The following is a 20967-nucleotide window of genomic DNA, read 5'->3' on the forward strand; positions in this document are numbered from 1 at the left end:
CACCGACCCCAATGGCGATGCCCTGAGCTATACCCTGACGGGGCTGCCTGCGGGCCTGAGCTTCGATACGGGCACCCGCACCATTTCGGGAACCCCCACAACGGCGGGCAATGCGACGCTGACCTACTCGGCCACCGATACCAAGAGTGCCCCGGTTCCGGTCACCCTCACCCTGGTGGTCAATCCGGCAGGCACCCCGCCGGCCAATCAGCCTCCGGCAGCCCCAGCGGTTTCCACCCTGACGGCTACGGTCAACGCGGCCTACAGTGTGCAGTTGCCAGCCTTCACCGATCCCAATGGCGATGCCCTGAGCTACACCCTGACGGGACTGCCCGCTGGTTTGAGTTTCAACACCGGCACCCGCACCATTTCGGGAACGCCAACGGCAACTGGCAGTGTTAATCTGACCTACTCGGCCACCGACAACAAGAGCGCCCCCGTCACCGTGACGGTGACCCTGACCGTTACCAATGCGACACCGCCAGCCGGCGGTGTGTCAGGGCCAGGGAATTATGATGGCTACTTGGATGTCGTTAATTGCTTTGGCAGTATTCAGGGGTGGGTCTGGGATCGGGATAAACCCAATACCGTCATAGCCCTGGAGTTCCTGGATGGGTCGACCGTGATTGGTCGCGTCGATGCCAATATTTACCGCGACGACCTGAAAAATGCCGGAAAAGGCAATGGTATCCACGGGTATGCATTTGAGGTTCCGGCTTCGATTAAAGATGGCCAACCCCATACCATCAGCGCCCGGGTGCCCAACAGCACCTTCCTGCTAAAAGGATCGCCCAAAACGTTGAACTGCCCCAACGGAGGCCGGGAGGCTGCTCCCACCGCCGAACTGACGACTGAACTGACCGTTAGCCCCAACCCCACCACCGGACGGTTTATGATTAGCTACCGGTTGGCCGACCAGAAAACCGCCCAGTTGCAGGTTGTGGATGTACTGGGCCGGATTATGTGGCAACACGGTATTGTTGGAAACGGGCAGGTGCAGCACGAAACGGTCGACTTGAGCGAGGGCGGAACCGGCCTGCACTTTGTCCAGCTGAAAACCGGCGGACAACAACTGATCCAGCGTGTTCTGATCAATCGCTAAAGAATCATTTATAGTGCAAAAAAGCCGCAGACTCATCATCTGCGGCTTTTTTGTTACGACGATCCGGTATTTACCGGATCGATAATACCTTAAATTCCGTCCGGCGGTTGCGTTGGTGCTCGCTTTCCGTGCAATCGACATCATTGGTACAATTGTTCAACGGAAGCGACTCTCCATAACCGGCGGCAATCATTCGTTTGCGGCTAATGCCTTTGGATGCCAAATAACTAACCACTGAATTGGCCCGCTGCGCCGATAAATACCGGTTATAAATCGCATCGCCCCGGCTATCGGTATGTGAGCGGATTTCGACCGTCAGCAACGGATATTTCTGCATCGTTGCCACCAGTTTATCCAGTTCGCGGGAAGCATCGGGCCGAATGGTCCACTTGTCCAGATCGTAATAAATATTATCGAGCTGAACGATATCGCCGACCCGCAGCATATTCAGATCCGCCGAAAGCACTTTGGCCGTTGCCTTCGAACCTATTTTCCTGATCCGGCTGGTGTTGGTTCCGTACCGCTCTTTCGAGGCACTGAGCGTATAATCACAGCCTTCTGTCAGCTCGAATTCATACCGCCCGTCGGAACCGGTGACGAGTTGCCGAATCGCGCCATCGCAGTCGTTCTTTAAATTGATGGTTACGCCTTCGATCGGTTTCCGGTCTTTTTCACTCATGACGGTTCCCCGAATCCGGGCTTTCTGCGAATCGGCAATGTCCCAGCCGTCGTTGTCGTTTGGCCGGGGCGGTGCATACTGAACCGTATCAATCACTTTAGGGGGCTGATTCAGCGCAACTTCCAGTCGGGAAGGTGAATCGTCCGTGAGTGAACTCGTTGAAAATCCGACGGTGCTGGTAACATAACTGTCTCTGGAAGCCCGAAAAATAAAATCGTTGTTGGACTCCAGACATAGCTGGACCAAACCGTCCTTTTTCGTGACCACCGTCCGGCTTTTCTGCCCTTCACCCTGCGCTTTGATGTCGATGACAACGCTGTCGATGGGTTGTTGGGTTACTTCATCGTAGAACCGCAGCGTCAGGTTCCGGCAGCCATAGAGCGAACTTTCCCGCACAAACCGGAAAATATCGTCGTTGCCCTTCTGGCGATTGGTACTAAAATAACCGCCGGTGCGGTTTCCGTCGGTAATCAGCCCAAAATCGTCCATGTCCGAATTGATCGGCGCTTCGAGGTGTTCCACGGGCCCCGCGGCAACCCCATCGACCAGCGGAGCGTAATAAATGTCCAACCCGCCCAGCCCTTTCCGGCCATCGGATGCAAAATAGAGATTGCCCCGCTCGTCGATAAACGGAAATAAATCATTGCCTTTCGTATTGACTTCTTTACCCAGATTAACCGGTTTGGTCCACTTCCCGTTTTCATTCCGGGAAACGTACAAGTCTGTTCCGCCAAAACCGCCGGGCATATCCGAAGCAAAAAACAGCATCCGATTGTCTTTGCTCAGGGCCGGGTGCCCAACCGAGTAATCATTGCTGTTAAAGGGTAATTCTTCGATATTCGTCCAGGTGCCACTTTGTTGCACGGCCGTATACAGTTTCAGGTTCGTTACCCCTTCGCTACTCTGGCGCACCCGGCGGCCATCGTAATTATTCCGGGTAAAAACCATTCGATAGCCGTCGTTGAAAAACGAAACCGGTCCTTCGTGGTATCGGCTGTTGATCGACTTGCTGAAGGGCTGAACGCCTTTCGCATACCGCAGACCTTCCGAAATGCTGACGCCATCGTACCCGCCAATCGTGCGCGAATCATTGGCCGAAGCGCGGCTGCGCAGACTCTCCGCCCGGTTTTTAGGACCAGCTTTCGAAACCGGTTTTACCAGTGTACCGTCCGCCTTGATAATCTGACTGACGTTCAACTGCTGGCGATCCTGCACGTAATACAGATCGAGGTAACTGCTTCCCCCGCCCTTGCTGGCGGTTTCAAGGGCCGCACTACCCTTTTTTCCGGACACAAACACCAACCCGTCGTGGTAATACATCGGGCTGAACTCCGCATTGGCGGTGTTGAGTGCCAGCACTTCCAGCCGGTAACGAGTCGGCGTTTTTTTGCCGATGCCCCCGGTACCAGAGCCAACCAAAACGGGACGTTCTATTTCGGCGGTTTTTGCCCGCAGTTTGTTGTATTTCTCGTACATACTCTGCGATTCGGTGTACTTTCCGTTGCTGGCCAGTGTCTGCGCGTAGTGCAGGTAGACCACGGCCTGCGGCCCCGTGAGTTCCGTCGCGGTTGTTACTTCGGCATACGCTTGTTCGGCTTTTTTCAGATCACCGGCCAGTTGATAGGCATGCGCCCGGTTAGCCTGGGCCGTGATGCGTTGTTCGGCGGTCAGTTTCGCTGCCGAATCAGTAAGCAGTTGGGTATAGAGCTCAATAGCCCGACCGTAGGCTTTCAGGGTATACTGGCGGTTGGCCTGTTGCAGCAGCGTGTCGGATTGTGCGGTACACTGGCCTGTCGCCCAGACGGCCAGACCGCAGGACAACAACAGCATTTGCCAGCACTTTAAGATAAATATGCCCATAGTAAAAGGATGATCTGGCGAACGAATTCCATCAGACCAGGTTCAGTCGTTAATTCTATCAGCTACCCGGCGCCGGTTATGAACCATAACTATGCCATTGTATCATTTACAAGAACAAATGGAGCATATTGCTTGTAAAAACAAATTTTTACCTTCTATTTCCGGACTATTGCTGCACCATTTACTCCCTTACTGGTAACAAAACGATATTCACACAAATCATGCCATTCAAAAACCGGATTTTGTGCGGATGGAGTTATTGGACCGTATGAATAGTAAAACGGACTGAGTAAAAAAAGCCGCCCGGAAACAACCGGACGGCTTTGGGCCTTCTTACTCAACTTGATTATAACTCGGCTGTCACCTTGATCTTCGTATAATACAAGGTCGTCACCCCTTCAAAACCGGAATCCGTACCGACCAGCAGCCATAACTCCCCGGCATCGTTGGTCTTGATCGTAATGGGTTTCTCCGTTTTACGCTGAATGAGTTTATACTGTGTAACATCGTCCCCAGCTCCAATCGTACCCAATACCGGCACGGTGTCACTATCCTCGGCTTGGTTTCCTTTCGGGATGTTCAGGCGGTATTCGTTGCCCTCCTTCACCGACTTCGGCTCAATGACGGATGCACCGGCTTTCAGGTATACCGCGCTGCCCGGCGAGCCACCGATTCCCGCGCTGTTGTTGGCATACTTCGACGCCAGTTCCACCTCGAAACTTACTTTGTAGGTCTGGTTCGGCCGCAAACCCGTCACCTTCTTCTTCAGAAACATAAACAGATCGTCAGGACGATTATGGCTGGAAACCATAAATGCTTTCTTAGACGAATCCAGGGGCGCTGGCAAAGCCTTATGTCCCGACTGAAATTCGAGGATATCCTTCTGATCCAGGGGGTAATCGGTTAATTCGGCGACCCACCCATCGGTACTAGCCTCAAAATTAGAATTAACGATCGTTGTCGGCCCATCCGGCCCCACTTCACTATCCTGACAGGCTGCGCCCACCATGATCAGGAAGGCGGCAACTGTCCATTTTACTAACTTCATAGGGATACTGTTTTGTTAAAAATGTGGTGTGGTAGCTACCGATTCAATGACCCCGGTTTTAAAAACACCGTTGGAATCCGGTTTACTTTTTGTCCATTTTTTTGGCCACCTCCGAACCATCCGACAGAGAATGAGCGAGTTTCACCAGGCGAATAAATTCACTGCGGTAGCCTTCCGGATCACGACCCAGGGCCTGCCGGGCGTTGGTTTCAACCCGTTTGTAGTCGGCCCTGCCCTTAAACTCGGAATCGCGGAGCAGTAAACCGAACTCGGCCACCGAAGCCGCAAACCGGAAATCAGCGGAGGTCGTATGCCACGGCTGCGGTTGGTTGCCGACGGCCTGCGTCATCAGCTGGCTGGTCTCGCTATCCGGTTTTTTATACCGGATTTTCAACGTTAACAGTTCGTTTGAAGCGCCCGTCGTCGCCGGTTGGCGCTGGTATTTCAGCGCATCGATTTTTTGCAGATACGGACTTTCAACCCCTGCCGGAATGATTTCGTACAAGGCCGTGACGGTATGCCCCGAGCCCATCTCACCCGCGTCCTTGCGGTCGTCGTGGAAATCTTCGTTATTCAGCATCCGGTTTTCGTAGCCTATCAGCCGGTAGCCCTGCACCCGCACCGGATTGAACTCCAGTTGCAGTTTTACATCCTTCGCCACCGTGAACAGGGTGCCGCCGAATTCCTTGCCAAACACCTTCTGCGCTTCCTGTAAATTGTCGATGTAGGCGTAATTCCCGTTGCCTTTATCAGACAACGTTTCGAGTTTATTGTCTTTATAATTGCCCATCCCGAAACCCAGCACACTCAGAAAAACTCCCGATTTGCGTTTTTCCTCAATCAGCCGCTGCATCTCACCATCGCTCGCAACGCCCACGTTAAAATCGCCATCCGTTGCCAGAATTACGCGGTTATTGCCATATTGGCGGAAGTTTTCCTGGGCTACCTGATAGGCCAGCCGGATACCTTCGCCCCCCGCCGTCGAACCACCCGCCGTCAACTGGCTGATGGCATCTTTGATCTTCTGCCGCTCATTGCCCGGCGTTGACGGCAAGACCAGCCCGGCGGCTCCGGCGTAGACGACAATCGCGACCCGGTCCTGCGGCCGCAGTTGATCGACCAGCAGATTTAAGGCCGATTTCACGAGCGGCAGCTTGTTTTCGGACTCCATCGAACCCGATACATCGATCAGAAAGACTAGGTTCGACGCGGGCAGGTTGCCGGTCGGAATGGTTTTGGCCTGTAAACCGATCCGAAGCAGTTGCAGACCCGGATTCCAGGGCGATTCGGACAACTCGGTTTTCACCGCCACCGGATCATGTCCGCGGGGCTGCGGATCATCGTACTCGAAATAATTGACCATTTCTTCGATCCGAACCGCATCTTTGGGAGGCAGCTGCCCCCCGTTTAGAAACCGCCGGATGTTGCCGTAAGCCGCCCGGTCTACATCGACAGAAAAAGTAGTAACGGGTTGATTCCGAACCTGTCGAAAACCGGTTTCGTCAATTTTGCTGTAATCTTCGGTATTGAAAACCGGGGCGGACTGCATTTTATAGACCACGGATGACGGCCTGCCGGATGCCATCCTTCCGACCGCGCCCGTGGCACTTTGTTTCCGCTGCGTGGCGTAGCCCACCGCTACCACCTCCTGCAAAGCCTGCACGTCCGCGTTCAGCTTTACATCGACACTGGTTTGCGTATCGACTTTCATCTCCGTTTTCTGAAAACCGATGCCTTGAAAAATCAATACCTGAGGGCCATCCGGAACAGCAATGGTATAGCGTCCGTCGGCATTGGTAGAGGTGGAGGCCAAAGCCCCTTTGAACGAAACCGTAATACCCGGTAAGGGCCGGTGGAAACTGGCATCAGTAACGCGACCGGTGAGGGTGCGGCCCGGTCGAGTTGTGGCAACAAACAGCAGGCCGAGCAGCAGAAGTGAAAAAATAGTGCGCATGGTCGTATGGAATTAGCGTGGCTTTTTTCTCCTATGGATGCAGACCCGGTTTGAATTCCATACGGTACGGGATTATTTTTTTGTAAGTTCGCAAGGCAGCCGTGCTAATACTATGTTTTTTAAGCAGTTCCGTAAACCAAAACCCGTTACCGATGCCGAATACGTGTCGGCCTACCAGGCCACGGGCGACCTGGAATTGCTCGGTCAATTGTACGAACGGTATATGGATCTGGTGTTTGCGGTTTGCTACAAGTACCTGCGCGACGAGGAAGAAAGTAAAGACGCGGTCATGCAGTTATTCGAGCAATTGATCACGGATGTGCGGAAATACGACATTCAGAATTTTAAAAGCTGGCTCCATTCGACGACCCGCAATTATTGCCTGATGCAGTTGCGCCAGCGGAAAACCGTTACGGGCGAACACGACGAAGACGCCGACATCCTGCCGATGCCGCTGACGGTCTGGCCCGAAACCGACGGTCCGGATCTGGAGACGAAACTACATCAGATGGACGATTGCCTGAAAACGCTGTCGGACGAACAACGCACCAGTATTTCGCTGTTTTACCTGAACCAGAAAACCTACGCCGACATTGCCGAACTAACGGGTTATGATCTCAAAAATGTGAAGAGCCACCTGCAAAATGGCCGGCGCAACCTGAAAATCTGCATGGAAAAACGCCATGAGTGACACCCATCGACATACCGCCCCCCTGACCGCCGACGACCTGCAACAATACCGGGCCGGAACACTCTCCGCGGCCGAACGACATCGGGTGGAACGACTGTTACTCGAAAACCCGTTTTACGCCGAAGCGCTGGACGGCCTTGAAGCAATTGAAAATCAGAACATTGCCCTGAACCGGATATCGGATGAGCTGCGCGGGCGTTTGCAAAACCGGGTGCAGAATTCAAACAGACGGCGGTTGCCGTTCTGGATCCCGGCGGCTGTTGCTTCGGTCGTGCTGGTGCTCGGTATGGGCTTGTATGTCTGGTTACCGAAAAGCCTGGAAACACCGGAGACAAGCTCTGCCGCCCGGGTAACCACTTCCCCAAAAACGGCCCTGCCCATCGACGATCCCCCAACCCGCCAACCGGAACCGCTTGCTAAAAAAGTGGTGGAGCAAAACCGTCCACCGAGCACTCGAAAAACCGCAGAACCGCACAACAACCGGGCGGTTTCGCCAAATGAGCTAGTGGCAACCTCGACCCACCCGGCGGAAGTGGAAGAAAGGCGGTTTTCGGCAACTCCGGCACCCGCCGGGGCCCGCACCCAGGCATTTAGAATAGCCGAATCGGCCCCACGCCCTGGCTTTACGGGCCGCGTTATCGATGAAAATAATCTGCCGTTGGCGGGCGTTTCGGTGCTGATTAAAAATTCCCCCCGTCGAACGATCACCGATACAACCGGTCGATTTCGATTGACTCAGCTGCAAAAAACCGACACCTTGCAGTTTATTCATCTGGGTTACCTCAAACAGGAAGTCAGGGCTACTGATCTGCCAGTCACCTCTCTCCAGTTACACCCCGACACCCAGACCCTGGCGGAGGTGGTTATAATGGGGGATAAAGTCCAGCAACGGGTTGCACTGACGGGACGTATGGCCCAAAAACCTTCCCAACTCATCAACCCGCAGGCTCCGCCCAACTTCCAAACCTATCTGGACAAAAACCGTCGAATGCCCCCCGAAGCAAAGGAAAAAGGCATTTCAGGTACGGTACGGCTCCGATTCACCGTTACGGAAAATGGGATTGTCAGCCGGATTATGGTGGTGAAGTCACTCGGTTACGGCTGCGACGAAGAAGCCATCCGACTGATTCAGGAAGGTCCACGCTGGCAACCCGCCCTCCGAAAGGGCAAACCGCACGCGCGGGTTGTCGAACAGGAAATTGTATTTTGAAAATGTCCGGTAATTAAAACCGTTTACAGAAATTAAAAGGCTGCTTGGGCAGCCTGCATTTTTACCGTTCGGGATTCAATCAAACGCATGGACAAAAACCTTCGTGATGTGGATGAAACCCGTATCTTTGCGCAATTTGACGTATATTAAAACATTTACTAAACACAACAGTTTAATGAATGCGAATCAAATCCACTACATAAGAATGACTCAACTAAATTGCACAATGAAAAGAGGAATAATCGTTGGCATGGTTTTTCTGCTTGCCAGTGCATCGGGTTTAATGGCCCAAAAGCAACGTTGGAGCGCAGGTCCCCGTCTTGGTCTTAATATTTCCAGTCTGTACGGGAAAAACAGTTATTATGATGCGAAGCTGGGGCTGGTTGCGGGTGGCTTTGTCAGTTACAGCTCCATCAATCACTTCGGCATCTCGGCGGATGTGCTGTATTCACAGCGGGGCGGCAAATACGATAATCCCAGCGACCGGAGCAGCCATACGCAGTTTCTCAACTACCTGGAAATTCCGGTTGTAGCCCGCTACTACCTGAATCTAAGCGGAAATTTTCGGCCTAACCTTTTTGTGGGTCCTTCGTTGGGCATCCTGCTGAATTCCAAACGGACGAATTCCATTAATCAGGGACAATCTTATCCGGATGCGAAAACCGATGATGAGTTTGAACCCCTTGATCTGGGCGGAACCGCCGGTTTTCAAGCGAACTTTAAAGTGAAAGATCGGCAGCGTTTTCTGATCGATGCCCGCTATACGCTCGGCCTTACGAATGTCCGGACGAATGCCTCGCCCTGGCTCGGCAACTCTACTTTTTCGTTCACCCTCGGTTATAGCTTTGGGGTTGGGCGAAGTTATTAAAAAGTAAAATTCCTGGCGGGCTTTCGTGGATGCGTTTGGGGCAGGGATTCCTTGCACAGCCTCAACACAAACACTAAAGCCCGCCTTGTCGTTTAATGACCATATAAGGCTTTCGACGCGGCTTCGTATTTATCCCCGGCCACCCATTGCGGACGCGTCGGTTTATCAGCAATCAGTCGGGCCGTGTATGCAAATGCCTGACAAAACCGCAGCAGGTACCCGAAGTCGACGGTATCCGGATTGTCGGCTGCCTGGTGATAATACTTGAACAGGCTGGCATCGAATTGCTTAAAACCGGCCGAAAACGTGGGCGCTGGTATCCCCTTCACCGCGAAATTGACGTTATCAGAACGGTCGAACAGGTTTTGTTCGGGCGAAGGATCGGCAAAAACACCCAGACCGAACGCCTTGCTGGCGGTTTCAATTTCGGTTTTGGCACCGGTCCGGTTCAGGCCGACCACCGAAACAATGGTGGTATCATTGTATCCCGCCCCGTCGCTATTCAGGTTAAAAATAGTTTGTTTCAACGGCACCAGCGGATGTTCGGCGTAATAACGACTGCCGAGCAAACCCAGTTCTTCCCCCGTCAGGGCTATGACCAGAACCGACCGTTTCGGACGCTGGGCCTGCAAGGTTTTTGCCGACGCCAGCAGCGCGACGGTTCCGAAGGCATTGTCCCGCGCGCCGTTGAAAATGCTATCGGCCGACGTATACGGCTGACCGCCCTGTTTGCCAACGCCGACGTGATCGAAATGGGCCGTCAGTAACACATATTCGTTTTTTAGTTTGGGGTCCGTCCCTTCGATTACCCCGGCCACATTGACCGCGTCGATAATCCGCTGCGACCGGCCCGACGTCTGCACACTCACCGTTTGAACGGCGTCTTTCAACTGGCTCAATTGATTTTTTCCGTTATCCACCCACAGGTGCAACAGCGTCGGCAACTCCGTCGCGGAAGCCAGCGAGAGCTGTTCGTTCTGGAACGACCGCGTGACAATCGGCCACGGATACGTTCCGCTCGTATACAATTCAATCAGCCCAACGGCTCCTTTTTCGGCCGCCAGTTGCCGCTTCTGTTCGGACGCGGTAAATAACGCCCGGTTCGTCGTGGCTTCCGGCGATCCTACCTGCGCCACCACAATTTTTCCCCGCACATCGCGTCCGTTGTACCCGTCGGCTCCATCGGTCAGACCATAGCCTACATACACCGTTTCGGCTTTCAGATCGGTTTTAGGACCGCTGATAACGACAAACTGGTTGCCCGCCTGTAACGAATCCGCCCCGATCCGGAGCCGGGCAAAAGCGGCCGGTTTGGCTTGCAGAAACGGAATTTTCTGGTAATAATCGGTTTGACCCGCGACCGGTTTCAGACCGAGCATCCGGAACTGTTCGGCGATATAACGGGCTGCCACCAGGTTGCCCGGTTCGCCCGTCCGGCGGCCCTGCAACTCATCGGCGGCCAGAAAACGCAGCTGGGCTTCGAGTTCCGTTCGGCTGAGTTTCGATTCGGGTAGTTTGGAAACCGGCTGAGCCAGCGTGGTCGCCGTGACGAAAAAACCGGCGGCTAAAAAGAGGTACGATTTGAGCATTTCGTTGATGATCTATGAATGAAGGCTGTGTTTAAAGTGGTTTTCTCCGCGTTCGGCCATGGCCCGCAGCCGCTGCGTCGGACGAAACCGTTCCCCGTACGCATCGGCCAGCCGGTCGGCTTCCCGCACGAAGTTCGTGATTCCCACGTAATCGACAAAAGATAAAGCGCCCCCCGTATACGTCGGAAAGCCCCAGGCCAGAATAGAGCCAAGGTCGGCATCGAGCTGGGAGCGAATAACTCCCTCCTCAAAACAGCGCACGGTTTCCATCACCTGTCGGTATAAAAGGCGGTTTTTAAGTTCTTCCAACGAGGGTTGACGATCAGTGGGTGGAAAAAGGTCGTGCAGACCCGGCCAGAGGTATTTGGATTCATTCGCCGGATAGTCGTAAAAACCGGCTTTTGCTTTCTTACCCAACCGGCCCCGTTCGACCAGCTTCTTTGCCACCTGGTAAGCGGTATCGCCTTCGGTCAGCGCGCCATCCTGAAGGCTCTGGTCCGCAATTTTGTAGATCAGCTCCAGCGAAACTTCGTCCGAAACCGCCAGCGGCCCCACGGGCATTCCGGCATTCTTTCCGGCATTTTCGATCAGAACCGGATTGACGCCCTCGGTCAGCAGTTCCATCCCTTCCGCCGTGTAGGTCGTAAAAACCCGCGACGTAAAAAAGCCGCGCGAATCATTTACCACAATCGGCGTTTTTCGAATCTTCTTGACAAAATCCAGCGCCACCGCCAGCGCGTAGTCCGACGTTTGCCGGCCCCGGATCACCTCGACCAGTTGCATTTTATCGACCGGCGAAAAGAAGTGCAAGCCGATGAAATGGTCGGGCCGGGCCGACGCCATTGCCAGACCGCTGATCGGGAGCGTGGACGTATTGGAGGCAAAAATGCCGTTTTCGGCCAGCTTCGGTTCGGCCTCCCGGGTTACCTGCGCTTTTAACGCCCGGTTTTCAAAAACCGCTTCGATAATCAGATCACAGTCCTGTAAATCAGCAAGTTCAGCGGAAGGTGTAATAAGTCTTACGGTAGCTTCGGCCTTTTCGGGCGTTCCTTTCCCGCGTTCAATGGCTTTCTCCAAAACCGCCCGCGCGTAGTCTTTGCCCTTCCCGGCGGCTTCGACGGATACGTCTTTCAGCACGACCGGAATCCCCGCTCCCGCGGCAACATACGCAATGCCCGCGCCCATCATACCGGCGCCCAGAATCCCCAGCTTTTTAACATCCGTCGGCGGAATGTGCTTCGGGCGGCTGACGCCTTTGTTCGCTTCGTTCAACCCCAGAAACATGGTCTGAATCAACCCTTTGGCAGCTTTCGAGGTCGCCACCTGCACAAAATACCGCCCTTCGATCACCAGTCCACGGTCGATATTCACCTGCAATCCTTCGTAAACACAGGACAGAATCGCAATGGGCGCGGGATAATTTCCGCGTGTTTTTTCCATGACCATCGCTGTTCCGGCCCCAAAAACGCGGGCGCCCGTTGGGCTTTGAACGGCGCCCCCCGGTGGTCTAACGTTTTCCTTTCCGACAATCTGACCGGTTTTTGGGTCGCGCTCGTCCCACGGTTGCAGGGGGCTGGGGTTGGCCTCGATCCAGGCCAGCGCTTTTTCCAGCAGTTCCTCCCGCGAGGTGACCAGCTCGTCGATCATACCAAGAGCCAGCGCTTCTTTCGGGCTAACCCGCCGTCCTTCCAGCAGCAGCGGCAAGGCGGTTTCCAGCCCAAGGAGACGGGGCAACCGCTGGGTTCCGCCCCCGCCGGGCAACAACCCCAGCGTTACTTCGGGCAACCCGATCACGGCTTTCGGACTGTCGAGCGCAATGCGGTGATGACAACCCAGACACGCTTCGTAGCCACCGCCCAGTGCCGTCCCGTTGATGGCCGCTACGACCGGTTTTCCGCAGGTTTCGATGCCCCGAAAAATACGGTTGAGCTCGGCCGATACCTTCAGCATTTCGGCGGGGTTTTTATCGTTATTGCGGAGAATCATTTTCAGATCGGCCCCGGCAATAAACTCGTTTTTCGCCGATGTAATGACGATGCCCTTCACCGTCGGATCACTATAGGCCCGTTGCAGAGCAGCCTCAAACGCCGGAATCGAATCGTCGTTGAGCACGTTCATCGGCGTACTGGTCATGTTCCAGCCCAGCAGGGCAACGCTATGCACGTTGGAGTAGTCAATCATGGTCAATCGCTTAGTGTATCCGTTCAAAAACCGTGGCAACACCCATCCCCCCGCCCACACAGAGGGTTGCCAAACCGGTTTGCTGACCGGTTCGTTCCAGTTCATCTAAAAGTGTGGCGGCAATCATGGCACCGGTTGCGCCCAGCGGATGGCCCAGCGCAATGGCTCCGCCGTTGACATTCAGCCGATCGTGTTCAACCCCCAACTGATCCATGTAAAACAGCGGAACGGCCGCAAAGGCTTCGTTGACCTCGAACAAATCAATATCGCCCGGTTGCATTCCGGCTTTTTTCAACACTTTCTGCGTCGCCGGAACGACGCCGGTGAGCATAATGGTTGGTTCAGTACCGACAACGGCAAAGGCTTTAATCCGGGCGCGGGGTTTTAGCCCGGTTTTTTCGCCAAACGCCTTCGAACCAATCAATAACCCGGCGGCTCCGTCGACAATTTGTGAAGAATTTCCGGCATGGTGAATGTGATTAATCCGGCTAATATCGGCGTATTTCAGCAACGCCAGCGCATCAAAACCGGCCTTCCCAACGGTTTCAAAAGCTGGTTTTAGTTTCGATAAACGTTCGACCGTCGTATCCGGTCGAACGCCTTCATCGTGGTCGAGCAGGGTTTGCCCCAAGGTGTCCCGGATGGGAATGAGCGTTCGGGAAAACCGGTTTTCCTGCTGGGCCAGGGCCGCCCGGCGGTAGGATTCGGCGGCAAAACGGTCGGCATCGGTGCGGCTAAAACCGTATTTCGTCGCCAGCAAATCGGCCGAAATACCCTGCGGAACAATATGGTGTCGGGCCACAATCTGCGGATTCATGAACAACGCCCCGCCATCGGATCCGATCGGCACACGGGACATCGACTCGACGCCCCCCGCCACCACGGCCTCGAACTGCCCGGCCATGATGTACGCAGCAGCCATGTTAATGGCTTCGAGTCCGGACGAGCAAAACCGGTTCAGTTGAACACCGGCCACGGTTTCGGCATACCCGGCTTCGAGGACGGCCGTACGGGCCATATCGCACCCCTGTTCGCCGATGGGCGAAACACAGCCCATGATCACATCGTCGAGGAGGTTCGTATCGAGTTGAGTCCGGCTTTTGAGTTCGCGTAATACGCTGGTCAGCAACTGAATGGGCTGTACGTCGTGAAGCGCCCCGTCACTTTTACCCCTACCCCGGGGCGTTCGGACAGCATCATAAATGAAGGCATGAGCCATAGGCTTTCGTTTGTTTTAACCAGTAGCGGTATGCGAACATACAACCACTGGAAAACAAACTTACCGGTATGACGGAAAGACCGCAAGTGATCGGTCTAAAAACGGCGGCTGAAATCGCTATTCGGGGCGGCTATAGTTCGAGGGCTTCGGTTTTGGGGCTATCCAGGGCGGTAAAAACCGAATTCTTACTGATGTATTCCGGAACCATGCATTTGATAAGCTGCACCATTTTGTTGGCGTCATCTTCCAGCAACCGATCCTGCAATTCGTCCAGAACGGCGTTTATTTTTGGGGTATCCGGCGGATTGATGCGGGCAATCATGATTTTCGGATGGTGCGTCGGCAGCGTCTGTTCGTTGGTATTCAGCAATTCCTCAAATAGTTTTTCACCCGGCCGTAGCCCGGTAAAGACCAGCTGGATTTCCTTGCCAACCGTATAGCCCGACAGATGGATCATTTTGCGGGCTAGTTCGGCGATCTTAACGGGCTCGCCCATATCGAACACAAAGACTTCGCCCCCAAGGCCCATCGTTCCGGCTTCAAGCACCAGCTGGCAGGCTTCCGGAATCGTCATGAAATAGCGGATAATATCCGGGTGGGTCACCGTTACCGGCCCACCGGCCTGGATCTGCTGCCGGAAAACTGTCAGGACCGACCCATTCGATCCAAGCACATTACCGAAACGGGTAGCAATAAACCGGGTTTGCCGCAATTGCTCATCGGGATGATTGAGACTCTGGACGTACATTTCGGCCAGTCGTTTCGTGGCCCCCATCACGTTGGTCGGATTCACGGCTTTATCCGTCGAAATCATGACAAACTTTCGGACGCTGTAACGCAGCGATAGATCGGCTACGATTTTAGTACCGAGCACGTTCGTCCGCACCGCTTCGTATGGATGTTGCTCCATCAGCGGTACATGTTTGTAAGCAGCCGCGTGGAAAACAACATCCGGTTGGGTGGCCCGGAAAATATGCTGCATCCGGACTTCATCAGCCACATCGCCAATTTTCAGCAACAGAGTCGTGTAGCCCAGTGCGGTTTTAAAATCCCGGCGCAGGTTAAATTCCAGATCGAACAAGGCCGACTCGGCCTGATCGAGCAGAACGATCGTGCGTGGCTGGTGCGGCAAAACCTGGCGTACCAGCTCACTGCCAATGGAACCGGCGGCTCCCGTTACCAGCACGACCTGATTGCGCAACTGCTGGCCCGTAGCGGGATTGACGACCCGAATCGGCTCGCGTTCCAGCAGGTCTTCGATCCGCACATCGCGAATTTGTGACGACTTGAGTTCTCCGCCAATCCACTCGCCGACGGTTGGAATGGTTTTGATACTGACGTGGTACTGGAGAAAAAACTCGGTTATTTCGTTTTTCTGGGGCAGATCGGCCGCTCCCATCGCTAAAATCACCTGCGGCAACACCACTTGGTTCCGGATGTAGCGTTCGTAGGCTTCCTGCCGGGAGACGACCTTAACGCCCTGAATTACTTTCTGAATCTTGTACGGGTTATCGTCGATAAAGGCCAGAATCACAAACCGCTGCGACGAATCCTGCTCCAGCGCTTTCCGGGTTAACAAGCCCGTCATGCCGGCCCCATAAATCAATACCGGCTGGCGACTCTTTCCGCTTCCGGCCATCAACGTCCGGTAAATAGCTTTGACCATAAACCGGCTTACCGACAGTAAAACCAGACAACAGAAGAAGTCGATCAGCAGAATGGAAACCGGAATGTAGTACTGAACCCGCCCCGACCATTGCCAGAGTAAAAAGGCTCCCAGTCCGGTCACGCATCCGCTCAGTAAAACCGCATACACCAGTAGGGTTACATCTTCCAGACTCGTGTGCCGGATAATACCCTGGTACGAACGCAACAGGAGAAAAAACAAAAAACGAACACCGACAACGACACTCAGGCAATACAGGAAATCAACCCGGTTTAGTACGCCCGTTTCAAAATTGAACCGCAGCAGATAGGCCACCGACCAGGAAATAATACAAATGATAACATCGATGCCCAGCACCAGATAACTGGACGCGAAGCGCGTTGCACTCGTTTTTAGTAGCTGTTCAATCATTTCTGCGGGCCGGTGGATACGGTTTATGCCAGTGCTTTATTATTACCGGCTTTTAAGTTGCTTTTACAAGCAAGTAAAGGTTTAAAAACTAAATTCTCTACTTGGAAGTCCGATTATTTTTGCAAGGCATCTTTTAAAGCCGCTGATAGGTCATCAAATGCGTACTGGAAGTCCGTTTCTTCGCGGATTCGTTTATTGATGACATAGTTACCCCCCAACACCACAATGGCCATTTCACCGAAAAGCAGCCGGATTGCCAACGCCGGGACATTGGGTAACAGGCGCGGTTTGTTGAGCAATGCTATTATTTGACGTGTAAAGGCCGAATTAGTCACAGGCTGGGATGCGACTGCGTTGTAAATTCCGCGCCAACGCACATCGGAGAGGGCTGCGATATACATCCGGCAAAGATCGTCGATATGAATCCAGGACATGTATTGCTGCCCCGACCCCAGGGGCGCTCCGGCTCCCAGACGAACCGGCCGCACCAGCTCGGGCAGGGCACCGCCTTCCATGGTAAGCACGATACCCGTCCGGAGTTTAACCGTCCGGATGCCCAGCCCGGCAATTTCATCGACGGAACGTTCCCAGAGCCGGACCACCTGCGCCAGAAAATCATGCCCCCCTTCACTGGTTTCGGTCAGCAAGCGATCGCCGGTATCGCCCCCGTAATACCCGATAGCCGACGAAGCCACCACGGATTGAACATGGTGCTTGCCCGACCGCAAGGCACTGGCCAGCAAGGCCGTCGATCGGGTGCGGCTTTCCAGGATGAGTTGCTTGCGTTTGTCGGTCCAGCGTTTATCCGCAATGCCAGCCCCCGCCAGATGAATGATGTGGTCGGCGGTCCGAATAGCCTGCGGGTCAATATGCTCCTTAGCAATATCCCATTGATAGACCGTTACCTTCGACTGCTTCCCTGGGTCGGGCGAACGACTGAGAAGTGAAACCTGAAAACCCTGCTCGAGTAGCAATTCAGTCAATCGGCGGCCGATGGTCCCGGTGCCGCCCGTGATCAACACAGTTTGGGCCATAGTGGATGGGTATAGACTGCTTAACCAGCGTTGAAAACAAAAGGTTACCCCTGATTTTTATCAGTAATAGGCCTCGTCAAGAAGCCTCCCGTTAACAACTCCGAAAACCGATCATTTCAACGCGGCCACCGCGGTACGCTGGCTGGTGGGTAACGGGCTCCGGGCAACGGCCGGATTTTCGAAAGCTTTTTTGCCCTCGTCCAGAAAACCGGCAAACTGATTCACGTCCAGATCATAGTTCTTCGGCCGAACCAGCAGGTTTCCGGTATGATCGACCAGGCAGTAGTGGGGTTGTGCGTTATTGTTGTAGCGAACAATCTGTAAGTCCGCGTTTTGCGCTCCGATGGTTTTCTTCTGTTTCTGGTCGTACGTCGATGTATACCATTCCGATTCCGGCAGTTCCGTTTTATCGTCAACATAAAGCGCCAGGATCACGTAGTCATTCTGCAACCGGCGTAGAACCGGCTCTTCCGACCAGACGCGGGCTTCCATTTCCCGGCAATTCACGCAACCGTGGCCCGTAAAATCGATGAAAACCGGCTTATTGACTTTGGCAGCGTAGGCCAGCGCCTGTTTGTAATCAAAAAAGCCCTGAAGACCGTGCGGTAACCGGAAGAGTTCGCTGTATTTGGGTTTTTCGCCCAATGCATTCTGTTCCGGCGCGGGGGCCGAGGTTGACCGAAAGCCGAAATCCTGCGTGGTTTCGGGCGGCAGATAACCGGCCAGGGCTTTCAGCGGGGCGCCCCACAAACCCGGAATCATGTAAACGACAAACGCAAACGTCACAATGGCCAGCAGCAGACGCGGCACACTGACGGTTTTGGTTTCACTGTCGTGCGGCAGACGAATTTTGCCGAGCAGGTAGAACCCAATCAGTGCAAAAATCACGATCCAGAACGCCAGATACACTTCGCGGTCGAGCAGGTTCCAGTGGTACACCTGATCGGCGATGCTCAGGAATTTCAGCGCCAGCGCCAGTTCCAGAAAGCCGAGGACCACTTTCACCGAATTCAGCCACCCCCCCGACTTGGGTAAACTTTTGAGCCACTGCGGAAAAGCCGCAAACAAGGTGAACGGAATGGCAAAAGCCGCCGAAAAAGCCGCCATCCCGACAATCGGTTTCAGCACCTCCCCCCCCGCCGATGCCACCAGCAAACTCCCGACAATGGGTCCCGTGCAGGAAAACGACACCAGCACGAGCGTGAAGGCCATAAACAAAATGCCCAACGTTCCGCCTTTCTCGGCTTTGGCATCCATTGAATTGACGAGCGAACTCGGCAGCACGATTTCAAACAATCCCAGAAACGACAGCCCGAACACGAAGAAAATGGCAAAAAACAACACGTTGGGCAGCCAGTGGGTACTGACAAAATTGGCAAAAGCCGGTCCGTTAATGCGCGAAACGACGGTGCCGACCAGCACGTAAATTCCGATAATGGACAACCCGTACAGAACGGCCTTCCACAAACCGTGGTCCTGCTTGGTGAAATAACTGACCGTCATCGGAATGATCGGGAAAACACAGGGCGTCAGCAGGGCGAGCAACCCTGATAGAAATGCCGCGATCATAAAGCCGACCAGCGATTCATCGGTTTTTTCCGGTTGGGTCAACGCCGGAAGCACAACGGCTTCCGGTGCTTTTGCCGCATCAACGGTCGATGAGTCCGTCGAAACGGCCCCGGCCGAGGGGGACACGGCCACGCTGGAAACCGTTGAATCCCGTTGGGCCGGAACGGTGTTGGTGGCTACGGCGGATGATGAGGTTACAGAAACCGGGGGCTCAGCCGATGCGACGGCTTTAATACTTACACTAAATTCCTGTTCAGCCGGGGGCAGACAGGTCGTTCCCGAACAGGTCTGATACTCCAGCGTTCCGGCAATGACCGGGTTGGGTTTCAGGATTTTCACCTTCTGCACCAGCGAAGCTTTATTGTCAAAAAACCGGACCTTTGCATTCCAGACTTCTTCAAACTCTTCCTTCGCGCCAAGAGAGGCAAAGGGGCCCACTTTTTCGAAGGTGCCGTTTTCTTTCAGTTTCAGGGTCGTCGGAATCGGGCCGATATCCGGGTTCAGATCCGACGTGTACATATGCCAATTCTTGTCGATAGTGGCATTCATCCGAATCTCAATAATATCGCCGACTTTGGCCTCGGTTTTCGACGCACTGAAGGTCCAGTGCGTCGGGTCCGGCTGAATCTGGGCCGAAGCTGTCAAGGCGACGAGAAAAGCCGTCAGAAAAGCAAAAAAACTACCAACTTGTTTCATAGTAATGGCTTACGGTATGGCCTGACCTAACAACACGAATTCTGCAAAAATATCTCCAATCGATTCAGAAATCATCGACTGCCATAAAAAAACACCCTGCCGGAGCTCCAGCGGGGTGTTCTGCACAACCAACCTATAATTAGTAAAGCGTTTAGGCGGAGAAAAAGACACGAGATGAAAGACGGGTTTGCGCTCTTTCATCTCGTGTCTGTCTGACCTCTCCCTTACGAATCGAACAGAATCGGGTTCAGGGCGCTTTCGGGTTTACTCCCGATCGGGTAATTCGCCAGCCAGGTGGCCCAGTCAGCTTCCTGATACGTATTCTGGGGTTGCGTAATGGTCTGCTCTTTATCCATGTAAATCACCGTCATGACTTTCCGGGGTGCGTCGGAGGTATTCGGACCGGCGCGGTGAAACGTCCAGCCCGCGTGGTAACTCACCTCTCCCAGTTCAAACGGTGTATCGTTGACATTGAAATGCCGGCTGGCCAGCTCTTCGGCCAGTACCTTTTCGCTTTCGTCGCTGATTTCCATGTTCCGGCCAATTTCCACATTCTGGCTTTGTTCGGCAAAGGCCAGCGGCCCCATTTCCATCGGCGTATCCTGCAACGGAATCCAGACGGTCACAGTTTTGGGAGACGATAAGGGCCAGTAAAACTGATCGGCATGCCAGGGCGTAAAACCGCCCGACGGTTCTTTGTAGAGCGCCTGATCGTGGTAGAGCCGGACGCCTTCCACTCCCATCAGATCGGCGGCAATTTTGGCCAGCCGGCGCGAAAAGACGAACTCCCTGGCGGTTTCGTCTTGCCGCCAGAGGTTCATAATCTGAAGAAAAGCCCGTTCGTAGGTGGTCCGCTCTTCCATCGACTTGGTCAGGGTGTTGAGCTTAAAAACCAGTTGGGTAATCACATCCCCGTAATACTGCAGTACTTCGGGACTGAGCACGTTTTTCAATTTGACATAACCGTTTTTCCGGTAAAACGCGACCACTTCCGGACTGACGGTATATTCTTCCTCCAGTTCCTGCAGCAGTGAAGTCCTGTCAACGGTTACCTGCATTGATTTAAAGGGTTTAGGAATAATCAGTAGTACAAAATTGATTCAATTGTTTCTTGTAAAAATTTAATTATTATCCCAATTCCTGTATAATTTTGACTTTTTGTTCTCCGAATTACTCACTACGAGTAAAAA

The 20967-nt window shown here is 53.9% G+C and carries 15 protein-coding genes; 4 read left to right on the top strand and 11 right to left on the bottom strand.

Annotation, left to right across the window (positions count from 1 at the left end; genetic code table 11):
- On the top strand, positions 1-1102 hold a 1102-nt coding region (locus ACFPMF_RS13850; protein ID WP_379845907.1), incomplete at its 5' end, for a putative Ig domain-containing protein.
- Between the two features lie 70 nt (positions 1103-1172).
- Here the strand turns inward: ACFPMF_RS13850 and ACFPMF_RS13855 are convergent.
- From ACFPMF_RS13855 to ACFPMF_RS13865, 3 genes are all read right to left on the bottom strand, one after another.
- Positions 1173-3641, bottom strand: coding sequence for an OmpA family protein (locus ACFPMF_RS13855; RefSeq protein WP_379845909.1), 2469 nt, complete (start codon positions 3639-3641; stop codon positions 1173-1175).
- A 346-nt stretch (positions 3642-3987) separates the two neighbouring features.
- A complete protein-coding gene (locus ACFPMF_RS13860) occupies positions 3988-4689 on the bottom strand; it encodes a hypothetical protein (RefSeq protein WP_379845912.1) in 702 nt (233 codons plus the stop codon).
- Positions 4690-4771: 82 nt separating this feature from the next.
- The gene (locus ACFPMF_RS13865) at positions 4772-6643 is read right to left on the bottom strand and encodes a vWA domain-containing protein (protein ID WP_379845914.1); all 1872 of its coding nucleotides are present in this window, start codon (positions 6641-6643) and stop codon (positions 4772-4774) included.
- A gap of 112 nt (positions 6644-6755) precedes the next feature.
- Here ACFPMF_RS13865 and ACFPMF_RS13870 point away from each other — a divergent pair, with 112 nt between their 5' ends.
- The 3 genes from ACFPMF_RS13870 (at position 6756) to ACFPMF_RS13880 (ending at position 9412) form a co-directional block, all read left to right on the top strand.
- Entirely contained in the window at positions 6756-7334 is a 579-nt protein-coding gene (locus ACFPMF_RS13870) for an RNA polymerase sigma factor (protein ID WP_379845916.1), read from the top strand.
- On the top strand, positions 7327-8544 hold the full coding sequence (locus ACFPMF_RS13875) for a TonB family protein (protein ID WP_379845918.1): 1218 nt from the start codon (positions 7327-7329) through the stop codon (positions 8542-8544). Before ACFPMF_RS13870 ends, ACFPMF_RS13875 begins: the two co-directional genes overlap by 8 nt.
- Before the next feature lie 226 nt (positions 8545-8770).
- Positions 8771-9412, top strand: a complete 642-nt coding sequence (locus ACFPMF_RS13880; RefSeq protein WP_379845921.1) for a porin family protein — start codon at positions 8771-8773, stop codon at positions 9410-9412.
- A gap of 92 nt (positions 9413-9504) precedes the next feature.
- Here the strand turns inward: ACFPMF_RS13880 and ACFPMF_RS13885 are convergent, their stop codons facing one another.
- From ACFPMF_RS13885 to ACFPMF_RS13920, 8 genes are all read right to left on the bottom strand, one after another.
- Positions 9505-11001 carry a M28 family peptidase gene (locus ACFPMF_RS13885; protein ID WP_379845924.1) on the bottom strand — a complete coding sequence of 499 codons (1497 nt, stop codon included), beginning with the start codon at positions 10999-11001 and terminating at the stop codon, positions 9505-9507.
- 12 nt (positions 11002-11013) lie between these two features.
- On the bottom strand, positions 11014-13182 hold the full coding sequence (locus ACFPMF_RS13890; protein ID WP_379845927.1) for a 3-hydroxyacyl-CoA dehydrogenase NAD-binding domain-containing protein: 2169 nt from the start codon (positions 13180-13182) through the stop codon (positions 11014-11016).
- 10 nt (positions 13183-13192) lie between these two features.
- Positions 13193-14401: an acetyl-CoA C-acetyltransferase gene (locus ACFPMF_RS13895; RefSeq protein WP_379845929.1), complete on the bottom strand. Its 1209-nt coding sequence runs from the start codon at positions 14399-14401 to the stop codon at positions 13193-13195.
- A 130-nt stretch (positions 14402-14531) separates the two neighbouring features.
- Entirely contained in the window at positions 14532-16478 is a 1947-nt protein-coding gene (locus tag ACFPMF_RS13900; RefSeq protein ID WP_379845932.1) for a polysaccharide biosynthesis protein, read from the bottom strand.
- A gap of 113 nt (positions 16479-16591) precedes the next feature.
- On the bottom strand, positions 16592-17512 hold the full coding sequence (locus tag ACFPMF_RS13905; RefSeq protein WP_379845935.1) for a TIGR01777 family oxidoreductase: 921 nt from the start codon (positions 17510-17512) through the stop codon (positions 16592-16594).
- Between the two features lie 111 nt (positions 17513-17623).
- Positions 17624-19777 (bottom strand): protein-disulfide reductase DsbD family protein, encoded by a 2154-nt coding sequence (locus ACFPMF_RS13910; protein WP_379845937.1) that lies wholly within the window; start codon positions 19775-19777, stop codon positions 17624-17626.
- Between the two features lie 9 nt (positions 19778-19786).
- On the bottom strand, positions 19787-19978 hold the full coding sequence (locus ACFPMF_RS13915; protein WP_379845940.1) for a hypothetical protein: 192 nt from the start codon (positions 19976-19978) through the stop codon (positions 19787-19789).
- 23 nt (positions 19979-20001) lie between these two features.
- Positions 20002-20835: a phytanoyl-CoA dioxygenase family protein gene (locus ACFPMF_RS13920; RefSeq protein ID WP_379845942.1), complete on the bottom strand. Its 834-nt coding sequence runs from the start codon at positions 20833-20835 to the stop codon at positions 20002-20004.
- Positions 20836-20967 lie beyond the last annotated feature (132 nt).

The sequence above is a fragment of the Larkinella bovis genome (assembly GCF_042655385.1).
Lineage (GTDB): Bacteria > Bacteroidota > Bacteroidia > Cytophagales > Spirosomataceae > Larkinella > Larkinella bovis.

Coding starts and splice junctions, on each gene's coding strand:
- ACFPMF_RS13865 (WP_379845914.1), bottom strand. CDS start 6,643: ATGCGCACTATTTTTTCACTTCTGCTGCTCGGCCTGCTGTTTGTTGCC.
- ACFPMF_RS13905 (WP_379845935.1), bottom strand. CDS start 17,512: ATGGCCCAAACTGTGTTGATCACGGGCGGCACCGGGACCATCGGCCGC.
- ACFPMF_RS13895 (WP_379845929.1), bottom strand. CDS start 14,401: ATGGCTCATGCCTTCATTTATGATGCTGTCCGAACGCCCCGGGGTAGG.
- ACFPMF_RS13855 (WP_379845909.1), bottom strand. CDS start 3,641: ATGGGCATATTTATCTTAAAGTGCTGGCAAATGCTGTTGTTGTCCTGC.
- ACFPMF_RS13915 (WP_379845940.1), bottom strand. CDS start 19,978: ATGAAAGAGCGCAAACCCGTCTTTCATCTCGTGTCTTTTTCTCCGCCT.
- ACFPMF_RS13885 (WP_379845924.1), bottom strand. CDS start 11,001: ATGCTCAAATCGTACCTCTTTTTAGCCGCCGGTTTTTTCGTCACGGCG.
- ACFPMF_RS13920 (WP_379845942.1), bottom strand. CDS start 20,835: ATGCAGGTAACCGTTGACAGGACTTCACTGCTGCAGGAACTGGAGGAA.
- ACFPMF_RS13910 (WP_379845937.1), bottom strand. CDS start 19,777: ATGAAACAAGTTGGTAGTTTTTTTGCTTTTCTGACGGCTTTTCTCGTC.
- ACFPMF_RS13875 (WP_379845918.1), top strand. CDS start 7,327: ATGAGTGACACCCATCGACATACCGCCCCCCTGACCGCCGACGACCTG.
- ACFPMF_RS13900 (WP_379845932.1), bottom strand. CDS start 16,478: ATGATTGAACAGCTACTAAAAACGAGTGCAACGCGCTTCGCGTCCAGT.
- ACFPMF_RS13870 (WP_379845916.1), top strand. CDS start 6,756: ATGTTTTTTAAGCAGTTCCGTAAACCAAAACCCGTTACCGATGCCGAA.
- ACFPMF_RS13880 (WP_379845921.1), top strand. CDS start 8,771: ATGAAAAGAGGAATAATCGTTGGCATGGTTTTTCTGCTTGCCAGTGCA.
- ACFPMF_RS13890 (WP_379845927.1), bottom strand. CDS start 13,182: ATGATTGACTACTCCAACGTGCATAGCGTTGCCCTGCTGGGCTGGAAC.
- ACFPMF_RS13860 (WP_379845912.1), bottom strand. CDS start 4,689: ATGAAGTTAGTAAAATGGACAGTTGCCGCCTTCCTGATCATGGTGGGC.